General features: G+C 57.6%; 9 protein-coding genes. 4 read left to right on the top strand and 5 right to left on the bottom strand.

Annotation, left to right across the window (positions count from 1 at the left end; genetic code table 11):
* The first annotated feature begins 186 nt into the window (after nt 1–186).
* The 3 genes from AABO57_16105 to AABO57_16095 all read left to right on the top strand — a co-directional run bounded on the left by AABO57_16105 (nt 187) and on the right by AABO57_16095 (nt 3,399).
* Nucleotides 187–1,365 carry a PilZ domain-containing protein gene (locus AABO57_16105; protein ID MEK6287264.1) on the top strand — a complete coding sequence of 393 codons (1,179 nt, stop codon included), beginning with the start codon at nt 187–189 and terminating at the stop codon, nt 1,363–1,365.
* A gap of 212 nt (nt 1,366–1,577) precedes the next feature.
* The gene (locus AABO57_16100) at nt 1,578–1,961 is read left to right on the top strand and encodes a nuclear transport factor 2 family protein (GenBank protein ID MEK6287263.1); all 384 of its coding nucleotides are present in this window, start codon (nt 1,578–1,580) and stop codon (nt 1,959–1,961) included.
* 100 nt (nt 1,962–2,061) lie between these two features.
* A complete protein-coding gene (locus AABO57_16095) occupies nt 2,062–3,399 on the top strand; it encodes a 5'-deoxyadenosine deaminase (protein ID MEK6287262.1) in 1,338 nt (445 codons plus the stop codon).
* Between the two features lie 36 nt (nt 3,400–3,435).
* Here AABO57_16095 and AABO57_16090 read toward each other — a convergent pair whose 3' ends face one another.
* The 5 genes from AABO57_16090 to AABO57_16070 are packed head-to-tail and all read right to left on the bottom strand — an operon-like array spanning nt 3,436 to nt 11,152.
* On the bottom strand, nt 3,436–5,151 hold the full coding sequence (locus AABO57_16090; protein MEK6287261.1) for a hypothetical protein: 1,716 nt from the start codon (nt 5,149–5,151) through the stop codon (nt 3,436–3,438).
* A gap of 12 nt (nt 5,152–5,163) precedes the next feature.
* Entirely contained in the window at nt 5,164–7,068 is a 1,905-nt protein-coding gene (locus AABO57_16085; GenBank protein MEK6287260.1) for a pentapeptide repeat-containing protein, read from the bottom strand.
* A gap of 10 nt (nt 7,069–7,078) precedes the next feature.
* Nucleotides 7,079–8,656: a hypothetical protein gene (locus tag AABO57_16080; protein ID MEK6287259.1), complete on the bottom strand. Its 1,578-nt coding sequence runs from the start codon at nt 8,654–8,656 to the stop codon at nt 7,079–7,081.
* Between the two features lie 12 nt (nt 8,657–8,668).
* Complete coding sequence (locus AABO57_16075; GenBank protein ID MEK6287258.1) at nt 8,669–10,897, bottom strand: TIR domain-containing protein; 2,229 nt, start codon at nt 10,895–10,897, stop codon at nt 8,669–8,671.
* 3 nt (nt 10,898–10,900) lie between these two features.
* Nucleotides 10,901–11,152, bottom strand: a complete 252-nt coding sequence (locus AABO57_16070) for a hypothetical protein (protein ID MEK6287257.1) — start codon at nt 11,150–11,152, stop codon at nt 10,901–10,903.
* 432 nt (nt 11,153–11,584) lie between these two features.
* On the opposite strand from AABO57_16070, the gene AABO57_16065 reads away from it, so the two are divergent.
* On the top strand, nt 11,585–15,344 hold a 3,760-nt coding region (locus AABO57_16065; GenBank protein MEK6287256.1), incomplete at its 3' end, for a HEAT repeat domain-containing protein.

Here is a 15,344-nt window from a genome sequence, read left to right as displayed (position 1 = left end):
ACCTTATGGCTGCGCACGATCTGGATTAGTGACGCCGTGTGCGTGCCCGCACGGGGCAGCGTACTCCGTTCGCCCCAACAAAACCGTTGACGAATAGGACAATGCGTTCATAATGGCTTCATCTTCCAAGTAATCTTGGCTTCTACCCCCGCAGAAGAAACTCACTTTTACCGATCTGAGACGCGGATGAGCAACTCCGGCGGACTAATCCATCGGTCGGCGCCGTTGAACACCGGCAAGCTGATTAGTGCTTACTACCTCGAGATCGAATACCTGCTCGAGCGAGTCGAAGGCGCGAACACTCTCTATCAAACACTAGGCCTCGAACGCTCGGCCAACAACGAAGAAGTGATTCTGGCTTATCAGAAGGCGGTCACGGTACTTCATCCGTCTTACCACAAAGTCAGAGCCGCAGTGCCCGATGAGATGCTGGTGAGGGTCGATCAGGCATTTAAGAAAGTGTCGCAAGCATTCTCGGTGCTGACCAACACCGACAAGCGCGCGCAATACGACGGGCAGCGCAGTCCCCGCGCGTATGCAACACTGCCGCTCAACGCCGCCGAAGCGCAGACTCAAAAACGCGCCGGCGCGGCACAACCGGGAGACGGCGAATCGGTTCGCACTCCCAAAGTGAAAGCCGAGGCCGTGGAGATCAATGTCTCGCCCGAGATGCGCCCGGTTTTCACCAAGGCGCACGCTTCCGAGGCTCCCGTCGAACGACGGCGCTGTGAACGTTTCAAACTCTCCGTCCCGGTGCTTGTGGCCGGCTACGACGGCACGGGCGGAAAATGGCAAGAGGTAAGCAAGACCATTGATGTCAGCCGCATGGGTGTTGCGGTTCGAATGCGCAGCCGCGTCAAACACGGGCTGGTCGTCCACATAACCTTACCGTTGCCTACCAAACTGCGCAGCCATGGTTTTTCGGAGGCCGGCTACAATATGTACGCGATCGTGCGTCGAGTCGAGCCTCTCATCGATGGCTTTCGCGTTGTTGGACTCGAGTTTATCGGCGCCCATCCGCCTACCGACTATCTTTACAAGCCGTGGGCGACATTTCGGACTCAGAAGTGGAACGGCGCCGATCGTCGCAGAGAGCCGCGTGAGGAACGAACCGAGCCCGTCGCCGTGGAATATCTCGATGGGTCGATGCAACGAGTCGCGCGTGAAGCAGCGGTCACCGAAAACGTCAGCCCGAGCGGCGCTCGAGTATGCGTCAGGGCCGCGCCGCCTGAGTTTGAATTCGTTAGAATCACCAGCCCGAATCGCAGCTTTAATAGCATCGCATTGGTGCGCAACCAATGGACTGGCACTGACGGCTTCGAGCGCCTGTGCCTGCAGTTTGTCGACAATAAGTGGCCGATGTAGACCCGCCGCGACTCCAACAAGAAGGGTTTCTCCCCAAACGGCATCCGCTTCTCAAGCGTTCTCGGCTCTCGTTTCTCTTTCAATCTACCTTTGGCATAAGTAAAATCGCTGAACGGATACGGACAGCGCGAGGCTTTCCAGCAAACGGATGACGCGCCGTTGTTGCGGGGAAGTTCGTCGCAGGCGACACTTTGCCGAAAAGGAGTCCGACGATGGCGGCCACCGATAGCAAGATCGAACACGACCTTAGGCGAATGAACACCGAGTGGGTCGCCGCGTTGCTCCAGCGCGACACTGCGACGCTCGCGCGCATCATGGCTCCGGACTGCACCTTCACCTATCCGCTTGAAGGCGACGGCACGGACCAGTTTATCGCGGACGTAGGGTCCGGCGATCTCACCATGGAGTCTATGACCCGCGACAACGTTGAAGTGCGTATCTTCGGACAAACGGCTGTGCTGACGGCCGTCGATACTGCGAAGTGGATATACAACGGCCACGTCATCGAAGGATACTATCGAACGATTCACGTCTATGCCGAGCGGGACGGCCGATGGCAACTCGTCGCCATTCAAGCGTGCCCGATAGCGCAATGACCAGCTCGTAGCTGACAACGCTGAGGCTGTTCACGGGCGCGCAACAGTTCCTGGCGCCGCGGATGCGGGATAAAATCGGCCTCGAGTATTCTCGATACTAATGAACGATTCATTGCTCATAAAAGGGGCTACCGTCATAACACTCGACGGCGAGAACAACATCTTCGACGGAGATGTGTTTGTCGAGCACGGCCGCATCGTTGCTTTGGGCCGCTTCCTTACTGCCGGCGGGTACAAAGCCGCCGAGGTGATTGATGGCCGCGGCTGCGTGTTGTTGCCGGGGTTTGTCCAGACTCACATCCATCTCTGCCAGACGCTGTTTCGAGGCGCGGCCGATGACCTTTCTCTGATCGAATGGCTCACGAAGCGAATCTGGCCGATGGAAGCCGCTCACACCGTTGAGTCTATTTACGCATCCGCGCGGCTGGGGATAGCTGAGTTGATTCGCGGCGGAACCACCTGCGCGTTAACGATGGAAACTGTCCGCCACACTGACGCTGTTTTCGCGGCAGTCGAGGAGTCCGGTTTTCGCGCCACCATAGGCAAGTGCATGATGGACAAGGGCGACGACATTCCGGCAGCGTTGCGTGAACAGACTGAAGCTTCGATCGCGGAATCGCTGACGCTCCTGGATCGCTGGCACGGCCGCGCCGATGGCCGAATACGTTACTGCTTCGCTCCGCGCTTCGCCGTAAGCTGCACCCGTAAGCTGCTCGAACGCGTTGCGCAACTGTCGCGAGAACGCGGGGTGATGGTCCACACTCACGCCTCCGAGAACAAAGATGAGATCGAAATGGTCGAACGCGAGACTGGCCGCCGGAACATCGAGTATCTGAACGATGTCGGGCTGGCGGCGCCGAATGTCATGCTCGCGCATTGCGTTCATTTGAACTCCGCCGAGATGAAAGTCTTAAAGCAAACCGGAACTCATGTCGCGCACTGCCCATCGTCAAATCTGAAACTCGGCTCCGGCTTCGCCCCTGTTCTCGAGATGCTCGATCAGGGGATTTCGGTCTCGCTTGGAGCGGACGGCGCGCCGTGCAACAACCGCCTGGATATGTTCACCGAGATGCGCACGGCGGCGCTCATTCAAAAGGCGCTTCACGGAGCGGAGGCTTTGCCGTCACTTCGGGTGTTGAGAATGGCGACGATCGACGGCGCGCGCGCGCTGGGTCTGGGTAGCGAGATCGGCAGCATTGAAACCGGCAAGCGTGCTGATCTGACCTTGGTTTCGGTGAATCGACCGCATATGACTCCTCATCCCGATCCGGTTTCTGCGATGGTGTATGCCGCCCAAGCAAGCGACGTGGAAACGGTGCTCATCGACGGCCGTGTGCTGATGCGTGCAGGCGAATTGACGACGCTGGATGAGCACGAGGTAGTTCGCGACGCGGCAGAGATGTGCAAACGGTTAAGCGAAGTGTTACCGGGCGACTGAAATCTGAACCAAAGACGCCGGAGAGAAGCCCAATGGTTATCGATCATCCTCCGGGAACGTTTCCGCCAACGAATTCTCCTGCGTAGGAAAGATCCAGTTCCAGGTTTGAAGCTGTCGCTCTTCCGAGTAACGCGTGGGCATCGGGCCGATCACCGCCCAAGCCAGCCTCGATTGGCTGCGCAGCGCGCGGGTCATTTCATACAGGTGAAACCTGCCGCAAACCAGCGCCGCCACCGGAATACCCACCAGGTCCGATTTGAGCACATTCTCAATAAGCTTCTCCGACCGGCGTGCTGCAAGAGTGTAGAAGTCTCTGGTCAACGGCAAAGCGTCGTCGATGTACGGCGCGGCATTCTGCGCCATTGTTTTCTTGTCCGGAGGCGATGCGGCTCCGATTGATTGCTCGAGCCGGTATGCGTCTGCAAGCCATTGACCTACGCTCGGCGAGGCGGCAAGGAACGATTGAACGCGGGAAGCCGGGAGACGCAGCAGAACGTACTTATACAGGTTCTCGATCTCCGCGCCGAGCTTGAGGATCCCTCGCTCGGTTGCCGACGTGGTGTAGATGTCGGCGAGCTCATCGTGAAGCGACCACAGCTCGGATGAAACCAGCGCGTTGGCATCGAACTGCTCAGCAAGGACGATGTACCGAATGTATTTCCCCAGGTGGGAGGTTTCCGGGCAATCAATGCCGAGGCTGTCCATCAATTCCCTCAGCCTCACGTGGTACTGCGCGTAAGAGTATTTCTTGTCCTTGTACGCCTGCGAGATGGTTATCAGCCTTGTGAGCCACGTCATGCCGAGGTCTTCCTGTGGCGCTTCGCCGTATACTTCCGCAAGCGCCTTTTCATGCGAAGGCGCGAATTCGAGCCAGCGCCGAACCGCGGTTGCGCGTTCATAGTCCAACTGCTCGTCCGAACGCCGCGCGAGTGTCTGGACCAGCTCCATCCGTTCCTCTTCGACTGCGTCGAAATCAAGCGATCGCTCCATCTCCAACGCGTCGGTCAACGACTGGATCGCCGGGTAGCCGTCCAGGTCGATCTCTTCGCTTTTTGCAAGCTCAGCCAGCGACGACGCATAGCCTGACGGCCGCGCGTCGCGGGAAAACTGATTGCGCAGATCGATCAGTTGTTTCAGTTGATCGTTGAGCCGGCCCTCGAGTCTTTCGACGAGAGGATAGAAGATGCTGGTGAAGGTGCTGACGAAGAACGTACCGGTTGGCATCTTGATGCGGCCCGCGAGTGAGGCCTGAATCCGCGCGTCGATCGCTTTGAGCTTTGACTGTTGTTCCTCCAGAAGGCTCATCTCCTCGGCTCCGAAAAGCGCCGCGTACTCGGGGAGAACTTGAGGCAGGACCTCGGAGGCGAGCGTGCCCTTTTGATTGAGAAGCTGGCGGGCTCGGCTTACTCTCCAGCTCGGGTCGTTTCGTGGGTCCGGTTTTTCCGCGGGTTTGGAGAATCGTTGAAACAGCTTTCGCATGCCGGTGGGTTTGGGTCCTTCTTCAGCTTGCGAACCCGGCCAGGCTGATCTCGGGCCGTAGAATCCCTCCAGGAATATGGGCATTGCCGGGTCGCGCTGAACGAGATGTTCAAGCTCCAGATACAGATTCTCCTGCTGCTCGGGGGCTCTGTATTCGTGGCCAAAAACGATCAGCGCACCGCTGGCGTTTTTGGGAAAAGATTCGGAAATGATTTTGGCGTAACGCGGGTCGAGCATTGCTTCGAGGTCTGTTTTGGTGATTGAAGGGGCCATAAGAGTCTCCTGTCACGCGGGGTCAAGTTGGGCGCCGGTCAAATCGCTTCCGTCGAATGTTGCGCCGGTCAGGTCGCAGCCCAGGAACCTGGCTCCGCGGAGATCTGTGTTTCGAAAGTTGGCGCCGGCGAGGATCGAATTGCTGAAGTCCGCGTGATTCAAATCCAGGTCGCTGAAATCGGCGTCGGTTAGATCTAGCGATCTCGCGTCGTTCTTGATCATCAACCGAACGAGCGCGAGATTTCTGACGAAAGTCGGCACATCCGCGCCGCGAAAAAGACTGCGTCTCTGGCGCTTCATCCGCAGCCACTCTTCCAGCAGCATCGAGTGCTTGTCGGAGTGCATTACGAGCTCGCCCAGAAAGATGGCCGTATTCAGATCGAGACACCTCGAACCGGCGAGCTTGAAGTCGGGCTTCTCGTCGTCAAACAGACGTCTGAACAAATGTCTTGCAAGAAAGTATTCCTCGAAGGACTTATGACCAAAGCCCAGTTCTTGGCCGGACTCGATCAGCATCGGGCACGCCCATATGTATTCTCTCAGTGCCCCGGCCCACTCTTCGAGCGGCGCGTGCCCGGGTACGGTTTCATTCAGCAGGCGGGCGAGCTCATCTACACTAAGTGAGGCGCCTGTCTTGAGGCTCTCTAAGGCCGCGAGTCCCCCCGCCAGAAATGCGTCTTCGGATTCACCAAAGCAGGCGCGAATCCGCGTCGGACGAAGGAAGCACTCGCCGGCATACAGATCGAACAAGCCCGTCAGGTCAAGGTCCGCTTTTTCAGCGACCGCTTGTCCCATCTCAACCAGCATCTGGGCGGAAAGAGAATAAGCCGTCAGCTCCGGACCTCGTGGAAGTTTCCAGACGCGACCGGCGAACGAATCGGCGTCGAGGGATTTCAGCCCTCCGGCGTTTCGGCATTGAATGACAAACTGCGTCCAATGTTCCTTATGCCAGGAGTCTTGCGGCAATCCGCTCAAGATTTGTTTCAGCGTATCAGGCGGGATCGAGGTGACCAGCTCACGCATCGGCGAACCCTCGAGATTCGGAGACCGGTGACACGACACAGCGCCTGGCTCGGGAGTTTGGGGCCGAGGAGCCGGCCTTTGCGCCGGAGCCCTGGTCTCGGCTTCGGCTGGACCGCTTACAGATGGCGCTAGGTCCGGCGCGATTTCCGCTATGAGCTTGGAGAGCGCATCCCGCACAAGCCTATCTTTACCCGCCGGGGCGGCTGTCCTGAGCGCGGAGAGAATCTCAGTCGAAAAAGTGTTTCTGGTTTGACTGTCCACTGAGTTGAGAGCGTTCAACTCACCGAGCCCTCGCGTGAGGCGGTCCTGACTTGACTGCAGAAACGTACGCAACGTTTCCCAGGCTTCATCAAATCGGTGGAGCTTTTCCAGAGCCCAGCGCCGCATCAACAACGCATTGACGTGGTTCGGTAATAATCCAAGAAGGTTCGAGCTGATGTCGAGGGCCGCCTGGCGCTGGTCTGCCGCGTAAGCACCGAACGCTTGCTCGAGCAATTGCAGAATCGTTATGGCTTCCGGAGAGTCATCTCTCCAGACGACGCCGCGAGAAAAAGCCTCGCTTACCAGTTGGTCGTTTGGGGGACCGGTGGAACGGCAGATCGACTCCGCGGCGCCGCCAAAGATGATCCAATCGTCGCCCCGCCCGAGCGTTTGGCCCTCAAGCGGGCAAAGCAACTCCCACGGATCGAAAGCGCAAGTCCCGGGTCCCGTCTCGTGAGGCCGGCGCGAAGCACAGCGGTTGCAGACGAAACCTTCGCAATGGTAACAGCGGCCTACCAAAAGCGGGCGGTTCGTTCCGATCTCCAACAAGCGCTCGGGAAAAAAAGGCGCAATCGAGGAACAGTAGCGATTCCACTCGCAGCGCTTTTTGACTGTTACCGTGGCCGGATTCATCCCCCGCTCCTTAACCGACGCTGAACCTGGGAAACAGAAATGTGTAAGACACATCGTGGGACTGAAACCATCGCGCCAGGTTGTCGTGCAGGTAAGCATCGCAATAGAGCACGCCTCGTCCCAGGTTTCGTCCCGCCATCGCCGCACAAAGCGAGCCGGCCAGATCTTTTCCCCGCAATACCGAGAGATCAAAGAAATCGCGAACCGACGCGAACTCTCGATCCGACTCCTCCGCTCTTGTTTCCCACGAGGTCGGCAGCGCAACCCCCAGATCGGATAGACTTCCGCAAATCTCGGAAGCGCTAAAACCGATGACGACTTTTTTCCATTCCTCTCCGTGGAGGATATGATACCGGCCCATCGCTTCCATGAACTCAATCGCGGGATCCATTTCTACCAGCGCCTGCTCGGCTGTGCTTTTTGCGAGGTGTTGCGCAATCTCGCGTTCGAGGTGAGCCATGCAGTCGCTTAACGCTCTGCCTTGCGCGTTATGAGTGATCGTCTTCAGCTTTTCATTGAAATAGAGGTAGTGCACATAGTTGCTTATCAAGGGAAAGGTCCGAGGTTCAATTCCGAGGACCGCGGCCAGCTCGAGCAGATTCGTTATCATGGCTCCCTGCTGACCCAGAAGGTCCTGTTTATCTTCACCCGGCCGTACGAGAAGCACATCGGTGAGGCATCGCTCTTTCACGAGCTCACAGGCCTTTTCGACCACCTTCCTGGGAGGCTCGGGGAGAGTGTCCTGCTGCAGCATCTGCTCGATTCTTTCGATCTCCGCTTCGGTGATTTCATCCAGCTCCCTGGTGGTGGCCATCCCCGTGGGAGCCTGAAGAAGATAGCGCTTAAGCTGCCATACGGCGCGGCGGTCGATGGTTTCCGGTTGGGAAAAGACGTAGATGGCTTGCGCGAGCGGTTCGACGAGCTCATTGAGCTTTTCGTTCTTGCTTTTCGCGACCTCCGATTCCAGGCGGCTGATGGATTCAAAAACCAGGAGCGGCTTATAGCGCGTCGCACCGAGATTGATCGACAGCGATCTCGCCTTCTTCAGAAGCTGAGAGACGTACGCATTCAGCCCTATCGAATGGTCTCGCCTGTAGGAAGCAACCAGCGACAAGAAGGACAAAAGCTCGGGTGAGTATTTCTTCTTTCCCTCGCCGTATGCCCGAGTCACAAGCTGAAAGAAGGAAGCGGAACGCGACATGAAGTCGATGGCTTGATTCTCGACCCGCCTGTATTCCTCGACGAAGCCGGCGGTTTCCAGGCCGACCGCGTCCGGGGGAGGCTTCGCTCGCGACAGGGCATAGACGATTCCCAACCCGCCGTTATCCAGGTAGTTGTCCGAAAGCCCAGCGGCAGTTCGGAGCTCTTTCATGAAATCTTCCTGCAAGCCCACGACGAGGCTTTCCTTGCCCGGAAGCCTGTCGAAGACGTTGTACATGTTTCGCTGTGCTTCTTGATAGGAATGAGGCGGGAGCGCATTTCGCGGCGGATCGAGAAGGCAAACAACCTGCGCCGGACCCGACCCTTCCCACGAGCTGTAAAGCTGGGCCCAGTCCTCGACGTTTCTTTGAACGTCAGCCTGCCACATCGAGCACTCCTGTTATGGGAAGAGGTAGCTTTTTTCGCGCGCCGTCATTCTGGCGCGGTCCACACCCTTGGAGTTCGCAAATACCGGAGGTAGATTCGGCTTCTCAACCCCGACCAGATCGGCGCCGGTCAAGTCTGCGTCCGTGAAATCGGCTCCATCAATTGTGGCGCCGAAGAAGGTGCACCCGCCAAGACTGCTCCCCCGAAACGAAGCTCGCGACAGGAGAGCATCGCTAAAATCCACCTTTTGGAAAGTGCAATTGCTCAGGTCGGCTTCGGCCAGGTTGGCGCTTTTCAGACAGAACCCATTCAGGAAGGGTTGGTCTTCTTTGTCGCTGCCTCGAACGAGACTCAAATAGACGCGAAACAGATTCGTCCTCGCGATCTGGGAAGCTTCGTCCGTCGAAAGTTCTTTTTGAAGGAAGAGCAGGATCTTTGAGTGCAGCTTCCTCCCTTCGGATGGCGGGACAATCTCAAGAGACTCCAGGATCCACGCTTCTTGAAGTACACCCGCCAGAAACACCGCCTGCTCGTCGCTCAGCGGCCGTTCACCGATGAAAGGGTCTCTTGTGGTGAACTCAGGCGGGCCCGACTGATATCCGGCACTTTGTTCGGCCATCCAGCGACCGATGCCCGTTGCGGTGAAGTAATCCTGGAAGGACTTGTGGCCGAAGTTGTATTTCTTGTCGCGGTCGCAGTTCAAGAAGGCGTAAGTGCGGACCTGTTTCGTGAGGAATTCTTTCAGCTCCTTGTGGCCGATGGCCTCAAAGAGCCTCGACAGGATAGTCAGCAATTGCGACTCATCGAGCGATGACTCTTGCTTGCGGGCGCATTCTTCAGCGAATCGCTCCATCGCGCAATACTGCCAGGCAAGCGTGAGGAGTGAGTCCATCAGCGGCCGTCGTTTCACAGCTCGGTCAAGAAACTGCTGATACAATCCGCTCAGTTGGAGATCCCGGAGCTTCGGGATTTCGTCTGCAATCGAGACGATCATGTAACACCAGAGCGGACGCGTGGTGAGAGTCGCAAGGTTCGACCTGTTAGCAACCGCGTTGAGGAGCAAGTCTTTGCCCCCAGCCGCCGCCAGCGCCTCTTTGGAGCATTCCAGATACTGATGCCATTCCCTGGCGCCCCATGCCAGCAGTTCGAAAACCGAGTACGGCGCCAATTCCTTATCGAAGGTCTGGATGTAAGACGTACGCGAAGTAATAACAAAGCCCGCCCGTTCAAGGTCCAATAGAGGTTGGACAACCTCAGTCCATGTCTTCGTACGCGGGATCAACAGCTCGTCCAGCCCGTCCAGAATGATCCCAACTACGCCGTCTTCGATCCAGCGAACAAACTGCTGTCGATCGACCCTGGGGAAATCAAAGTAGATGGCATGTTCCATTACCTGATCGACCAGGTCTTTCTTTTTTTGCTCTTGTTCCGCCGACGCGGTGTAGTTGAATTTTTTCAGCGGAAAAAGAATCGGAATCGTAGCTTCTCTTTCATTGTCGCAGCGGTCTGTCTGATCCAGCGTGGTCCGCCAGGTGAAGTAGGTCTTGCCCATCCCGTAGTTTCCAAGGACGGCAACGCGCCGCCCTCGATTTGTCCAGAATTCCTTCATCACATCTGAGAGATTGGCCTCGGCGGCCGGATCTCCGAACGGGCTTGCGAACTGCGGCACATAGACGCGATCAGGACGAACCAGCTCGCTGGAAAAAGTCTGACCGCATTCCTCCCTGATGCGATTCAAATAGGTGGTAAGCGTATTGGGCTTGTCTCCAGCCTTCTCAATGGCTGCCTGGGGCGGCGCCTGAATCGGCACATCGCCAGACGCGGACGATGTTGAGGCGGAGTGCTGAAGCAGCACCTCGACGACTTCCGCCAGCCTCTGCAAGTGCGCCTCAAGAGGTGGCGTCATGGCGTCGAGCCAATGAGTCGCCGACAAGAAATACTCCATGTCGTCTGTAGGAACGACCGTGTCGATGCGGAAGGGGAGTATGGGAATGGCTTTGCCTACCGCCCTTTCCACCTCTCTTGTTACGTGTGGAGAGATGTTGGAGTCGGCCGAGAATACCAGGATCATTGCCCGGCTCTCACCGATTGCGCGAACTATCGACGCGCCGTAGGCTGAACCTGGGAGGATATCCCGCGGCGCGATCCAGCAGCGGATGTGTCGTTCTTCAAGCTTTGCGCACACCGCGTCGGCGGTGGTCTTGTTGCGCGAAGAGTAACTGATGAAGACATCATGGGCCATACATCACTTACCGAACAAGCGTGAAAGGAACCCTCTCTTCCGCACAGGTTCCGCTTCGTTGCGCAAGGCTCCCGCTGCCAGCGCGGCCGCAATGAGATCGATATCTTTCTTGGCAAGCTCGTCGCTGATTCCTGACCCGAGATGGGCCGATTCGTTTAAGGTCCTGGAATAGCTCTCGTAGCCGCGCACCGCGAGGTCACGGCTAAGCCCATGTCGCGCGAAAATCTCCACAAAGTCTCTTTCGGTGATTGCCATTGTGGGTCCTCCTGTCGCCTGACGTGCAGATATCTCAGAATTGAGCTGAGTAGGCAAAACTCGCTCCAGTCAACGAGAGTCGGTTCCCCACTCAGCGTTCGTTTCGGCATTGTATCGACCTCCGAAACCGCTGTCCACTTGAACCGCGAGGAGATGCATCACTTGGTTTGCCGTGCATTCTTAGGGCCCACTGATAAACGGTTGCGCAACTTATCACCGCGATTTTGCTTTGTCTAGAATTGACGATGCGCCGTCCGTTTCTTTAGTCCGACGCTTCGTCTGGGTGATAGAATACGGCTCCAAGCAACTCGAGATGGTCGAGCGAGGGATTTCGGTATTGCTAAGCGTGCACAGCGCACCGTGCAAGAAGCGGCTGGGTCGTGTTACGAGGCGATCGAAATCTGAACCCCAAAGAAGCCGGAGCAGCCAAAAATGGTTATCGATTGGTTGATAGTGTGGGGAGTTACCCAGGCGGCCGGCGCACTGGTCAGGCCCGTGTTGGAAGACTTCGCCAAGGATGTGGTCAACGACTCGGCGAAAGCCTACGTCAAGAGCTGTTTCGGCAGCGTCTTCAAATCGCTGAAAAAAGATGAGCATGGAAAAGCACTAGGCAAGGCGCTCAAGGAACTGGTGCAACTAGTCGATGACCAGTTGCGCGACTCCGGCGTGCCCGCGCACGAAACAGTAGCTTGGGCCGATGACGTGAAAGAGTTCGTGCGCTCAGAGCACGCGCAGGCCGCGTTGGGTCAAGCCTTTGAATCCAGCATCTCGACTGTCGATCGCGTCTTACTCGAACAGGGTTGGCCGTCCAAAGTGACTGCCCGGCTGCCGGACGATTTCGATTGGGAGATTGTCGCCAGAACGTTCAGTAAGCGGCTGAAAAACTTGCGCGCCCAGGACGAGGACTTGCGCGAGATTTATGCGGCGCAAGCCGTAGCTGAAACCGCTGAAACCACTCGGCAGATGCTAGGCATCGTGCCTGGCTTTGACCTCGGCGCGTATCGACGAGCGCTGCTCCAACAATATCAGAAGCTCCAATTGCAGAGCCTCGATCCTTATTCCGACCGCATCGCAAAGCTGCACAGTATATTTGTTGAACAGAACGTTCGTGAATCCCAGGAGTACGCGCCACAATTACTGACCTTGCCTAAAGAGGTGCGGCGCCGGTTCTTGGAACAGAGCGGGACTGATACGCGGGACCCAGCCGATCTGGAATTGCGCGAAGAGATGACCCAGGAACGGCTGCGCGCCTTTCACAGTCAGGCTTCACACCCGGTGTTTGAAGTCGCCGGCGATCCGCGCAAGGAACGGCTCGTCATTCTGGGCGATCCAGGTTCGGGCAAATCTTCGCTGCTGCGCTACCTGGCGCTGCAATGGGCGGAAGAACGAGCCGACGCGGTCTTGCTGAATGCTCAGTTGGTCTTGCTGATCGAGTTGCGCGACTACGCACATTGGCCCTGCAACGAAGCGAAGAGCTTCCTTCTCTACCTGCACGAAGGTCCAACTTTTCACCGCATAAACGAGTTGGCATTACAGGAATACCTGAAGAGCACCGCCAATGTCGTGCTGTTGCTGGACGGGCTGGACGAGATCTTTGATGAGAACCAGCGAAAGTGGGCGCTCGCCGACATGCAACGCTTTGCGGACGAGTACCGCAATGTCCGGATCATCCTGACCTCGCGGGTCATCGGATACGAGAGATCACAGCAACGTCTGACCGACATGGGCTTCGGCCATTTCATGTTGCAGGACCTTGAAGACGGCCAGATCGAAACGTTCCTCGAACGCTGGCATCAGGAAACCTTCACCGACGAACGAGACCGCCAACGGAAACTGATGCAGCTTGAGGAGGCGATTGAGAGAACACGGGCCATCCGTGAGCTAGCCGGAAACCCGTTGTTGTTGACGCTGATGGCGATTCTCAATCGGCAACAGGAACTGCCCCGCGACCGTGCGCGCCTGTACGAGCGCTCGGCGCAATTACTGCTGCTGGATTGGAAGACGGAACTGCTGGAAGAACGTTTTCCGCAACTGAAAGAGGTTGGGATTGGGTTCGACGAGAAAGCGGCGATGTTGCGAGCCGTCGCCCTTCACATGCAGACCACTGCGTCAGGCGAACGCGGCAATATCATTGCGCGCCACGACCTTGAACGGATCTTGCGTGAGTACCTGACGAAAACCCTGTTCCCCAATCCGCACGGGTTGGCAGATGTACTCGTGGAACAATTGCGGGGGCAGAATTTCATTCTCTGTGACCTGGGAAATAATCATTATGCATTCGTCCATCGCACCTTCCTTGAATACTTTTGCGCTGAAGCCTTTGTTCAGCAGTTCGAAGCGAGCCTCGATCTTGCGTACCTGCGGGACCAGGTCTTCAGTGCTCATTGGCAAGATGAAGGCTGGCACGAAACGCTTTGTTTGATCGCGGGGCTCATCGGCAAAAAGTCCCCCGGCCACGTCAGGCAGATCGTCGAATTCCTGCTGGAGCAGACCGATCCAACCTACGAGTTTCACCACCTCTTTCTTGCCGCACGATGCTGCCAGGAGCTACGGAATCCTCGGACTCTTGGCGCAGTTTCTGTCGATGCGCGTACGGAGCTTGAAGGGCTTCTGCGTTTCGACTTTCCCTATTTTTATGAGGAGTGGGGAGAGGAGGCGGAGCGGTGCAATCGCTTGCATGCCAAAGCTGTGGCGGCGCTGGTCAACGCGCAGCTGCTCGACAAGCCAATAAGCTGGCTCAGTGATCGCGCCACGAAGGATGCCAATCCGGCTGTGCGGCGCGCAGCGGTGCAGGAACTCGCGCGCGGATGGAAGGACGATCCCGAGACGCAGACTCTAGTCAAAGACCGCGCCGAGCACGACGACGACAATGAGATGCGTGCAGCGGCGGTGCAGGAACTCGCGCGCAGATGGAAGAACGATCCCCACACCTTGCCATGGCTCAAAGACTTCGCTGTGAAGAAAGACAATGATGATTTGCGGCAGGTCGCAGTCCAAGAACTTGCGCGCGGGTGGAAAGACGACGCCAACACCTTGCTTTTGCTCAAAGAGCTGGCCACCAATGATACCGCAAGTGACGTGCGTTGGACTGCAATAGAGGAATTGGCGCGTGGATTGAAGCACGATCCCGGTACCTTACCGTGGCTTCGGCTGATTTGCGGAACGGACGGTGACGAATATGTTCGCTGGACCGCGGTGGAGGAACTGGCGTCCGGATGGAAGGATGACCTCGACACGCTGCCTTTGCTCAAAGAACTGGCTATGAACGATGAAAGTGGATCGGTGCGAAGGGTGGCGTTGCAGCAAGTGGTGCGCGGATGGAAGGACGATCCCGACACGTTGCCGTTGCTCAAAGACCGCGCTACGAATGATGTCGAGCATGTGCGGCTAACTGCGATCAGGGAACTGCCGCGCGTTCGGAAGGACGATCCCGCCACGCTACCGTGGCTCAAAGGTCTCTACGCGAACGAGCAGAATTGGTCTGTGCGGAACGCAGTGGTGGAAGCGCTCGCCCGTGGATGGAAGGACGATCCCGACACCTTGCCATGGCTCAAAGATCGCGCCATGAAGGATGACAATTCTAACGTTCATCAAGTGGCGGTGCAGGAAATCGCGCGCGGATGGAAGGACGATCCTGACACGATGCTGTTTCTCAAAGACCGCGCCTCGAAGCATGATACCCCGGATGTTCGGCAAGCGGCGGTGCAAGAACTCGCGCGCGGCTGGAAGGTTGATCCCGACACGCTGCCGTTGCTCAAAGACCGTGCCGCGAATGATGACGCACCGGAGGTTCGGCAAGCGGCGGTGCGAGAACTCGCGCGCGGCTGGAACGGCGAGCCCGACACCCTGCGGTTGCTCAAAGACCGCGCCGCGAATGATGCTCATCCGGAGGTTCGTCAAGCGGCGGCGCAGCAACTGGCGCGCGGGTGGAAGGACGATCCCGACACCTTGCCGTTGCTCAAAGACCGCGCCGCGAATGATGACAATTGGGCTGTGCGGCGTGCGGCGGTGCGGGAACTGGCGCGCGGGTGGAACGACGATCCCGACACCTTGCCGTTGCTCAAAGACCGCGCCACGAATGATGCCGACAATGATGTTCGGCAAGCGGCGGTGCAGGAACTGACGCGCGGGTGGAAGGACGATCCCGACACCTTGCCGTTGCTCAAAGACCGCGCCACGAATGATGCCGACA

This window comes from Acidobacteriota bacterium (assembly GCA_038040445.1).
Taxonomy (GTDB): Bacteria; Acidobacteriota; Blastocatellia; order UBA7656; family UBA7656; genus Onstottus_A; species Onstottus_A frigus.
This window is presented reverse-complemented; position numbering and strand designations above follow the sequence as displayed.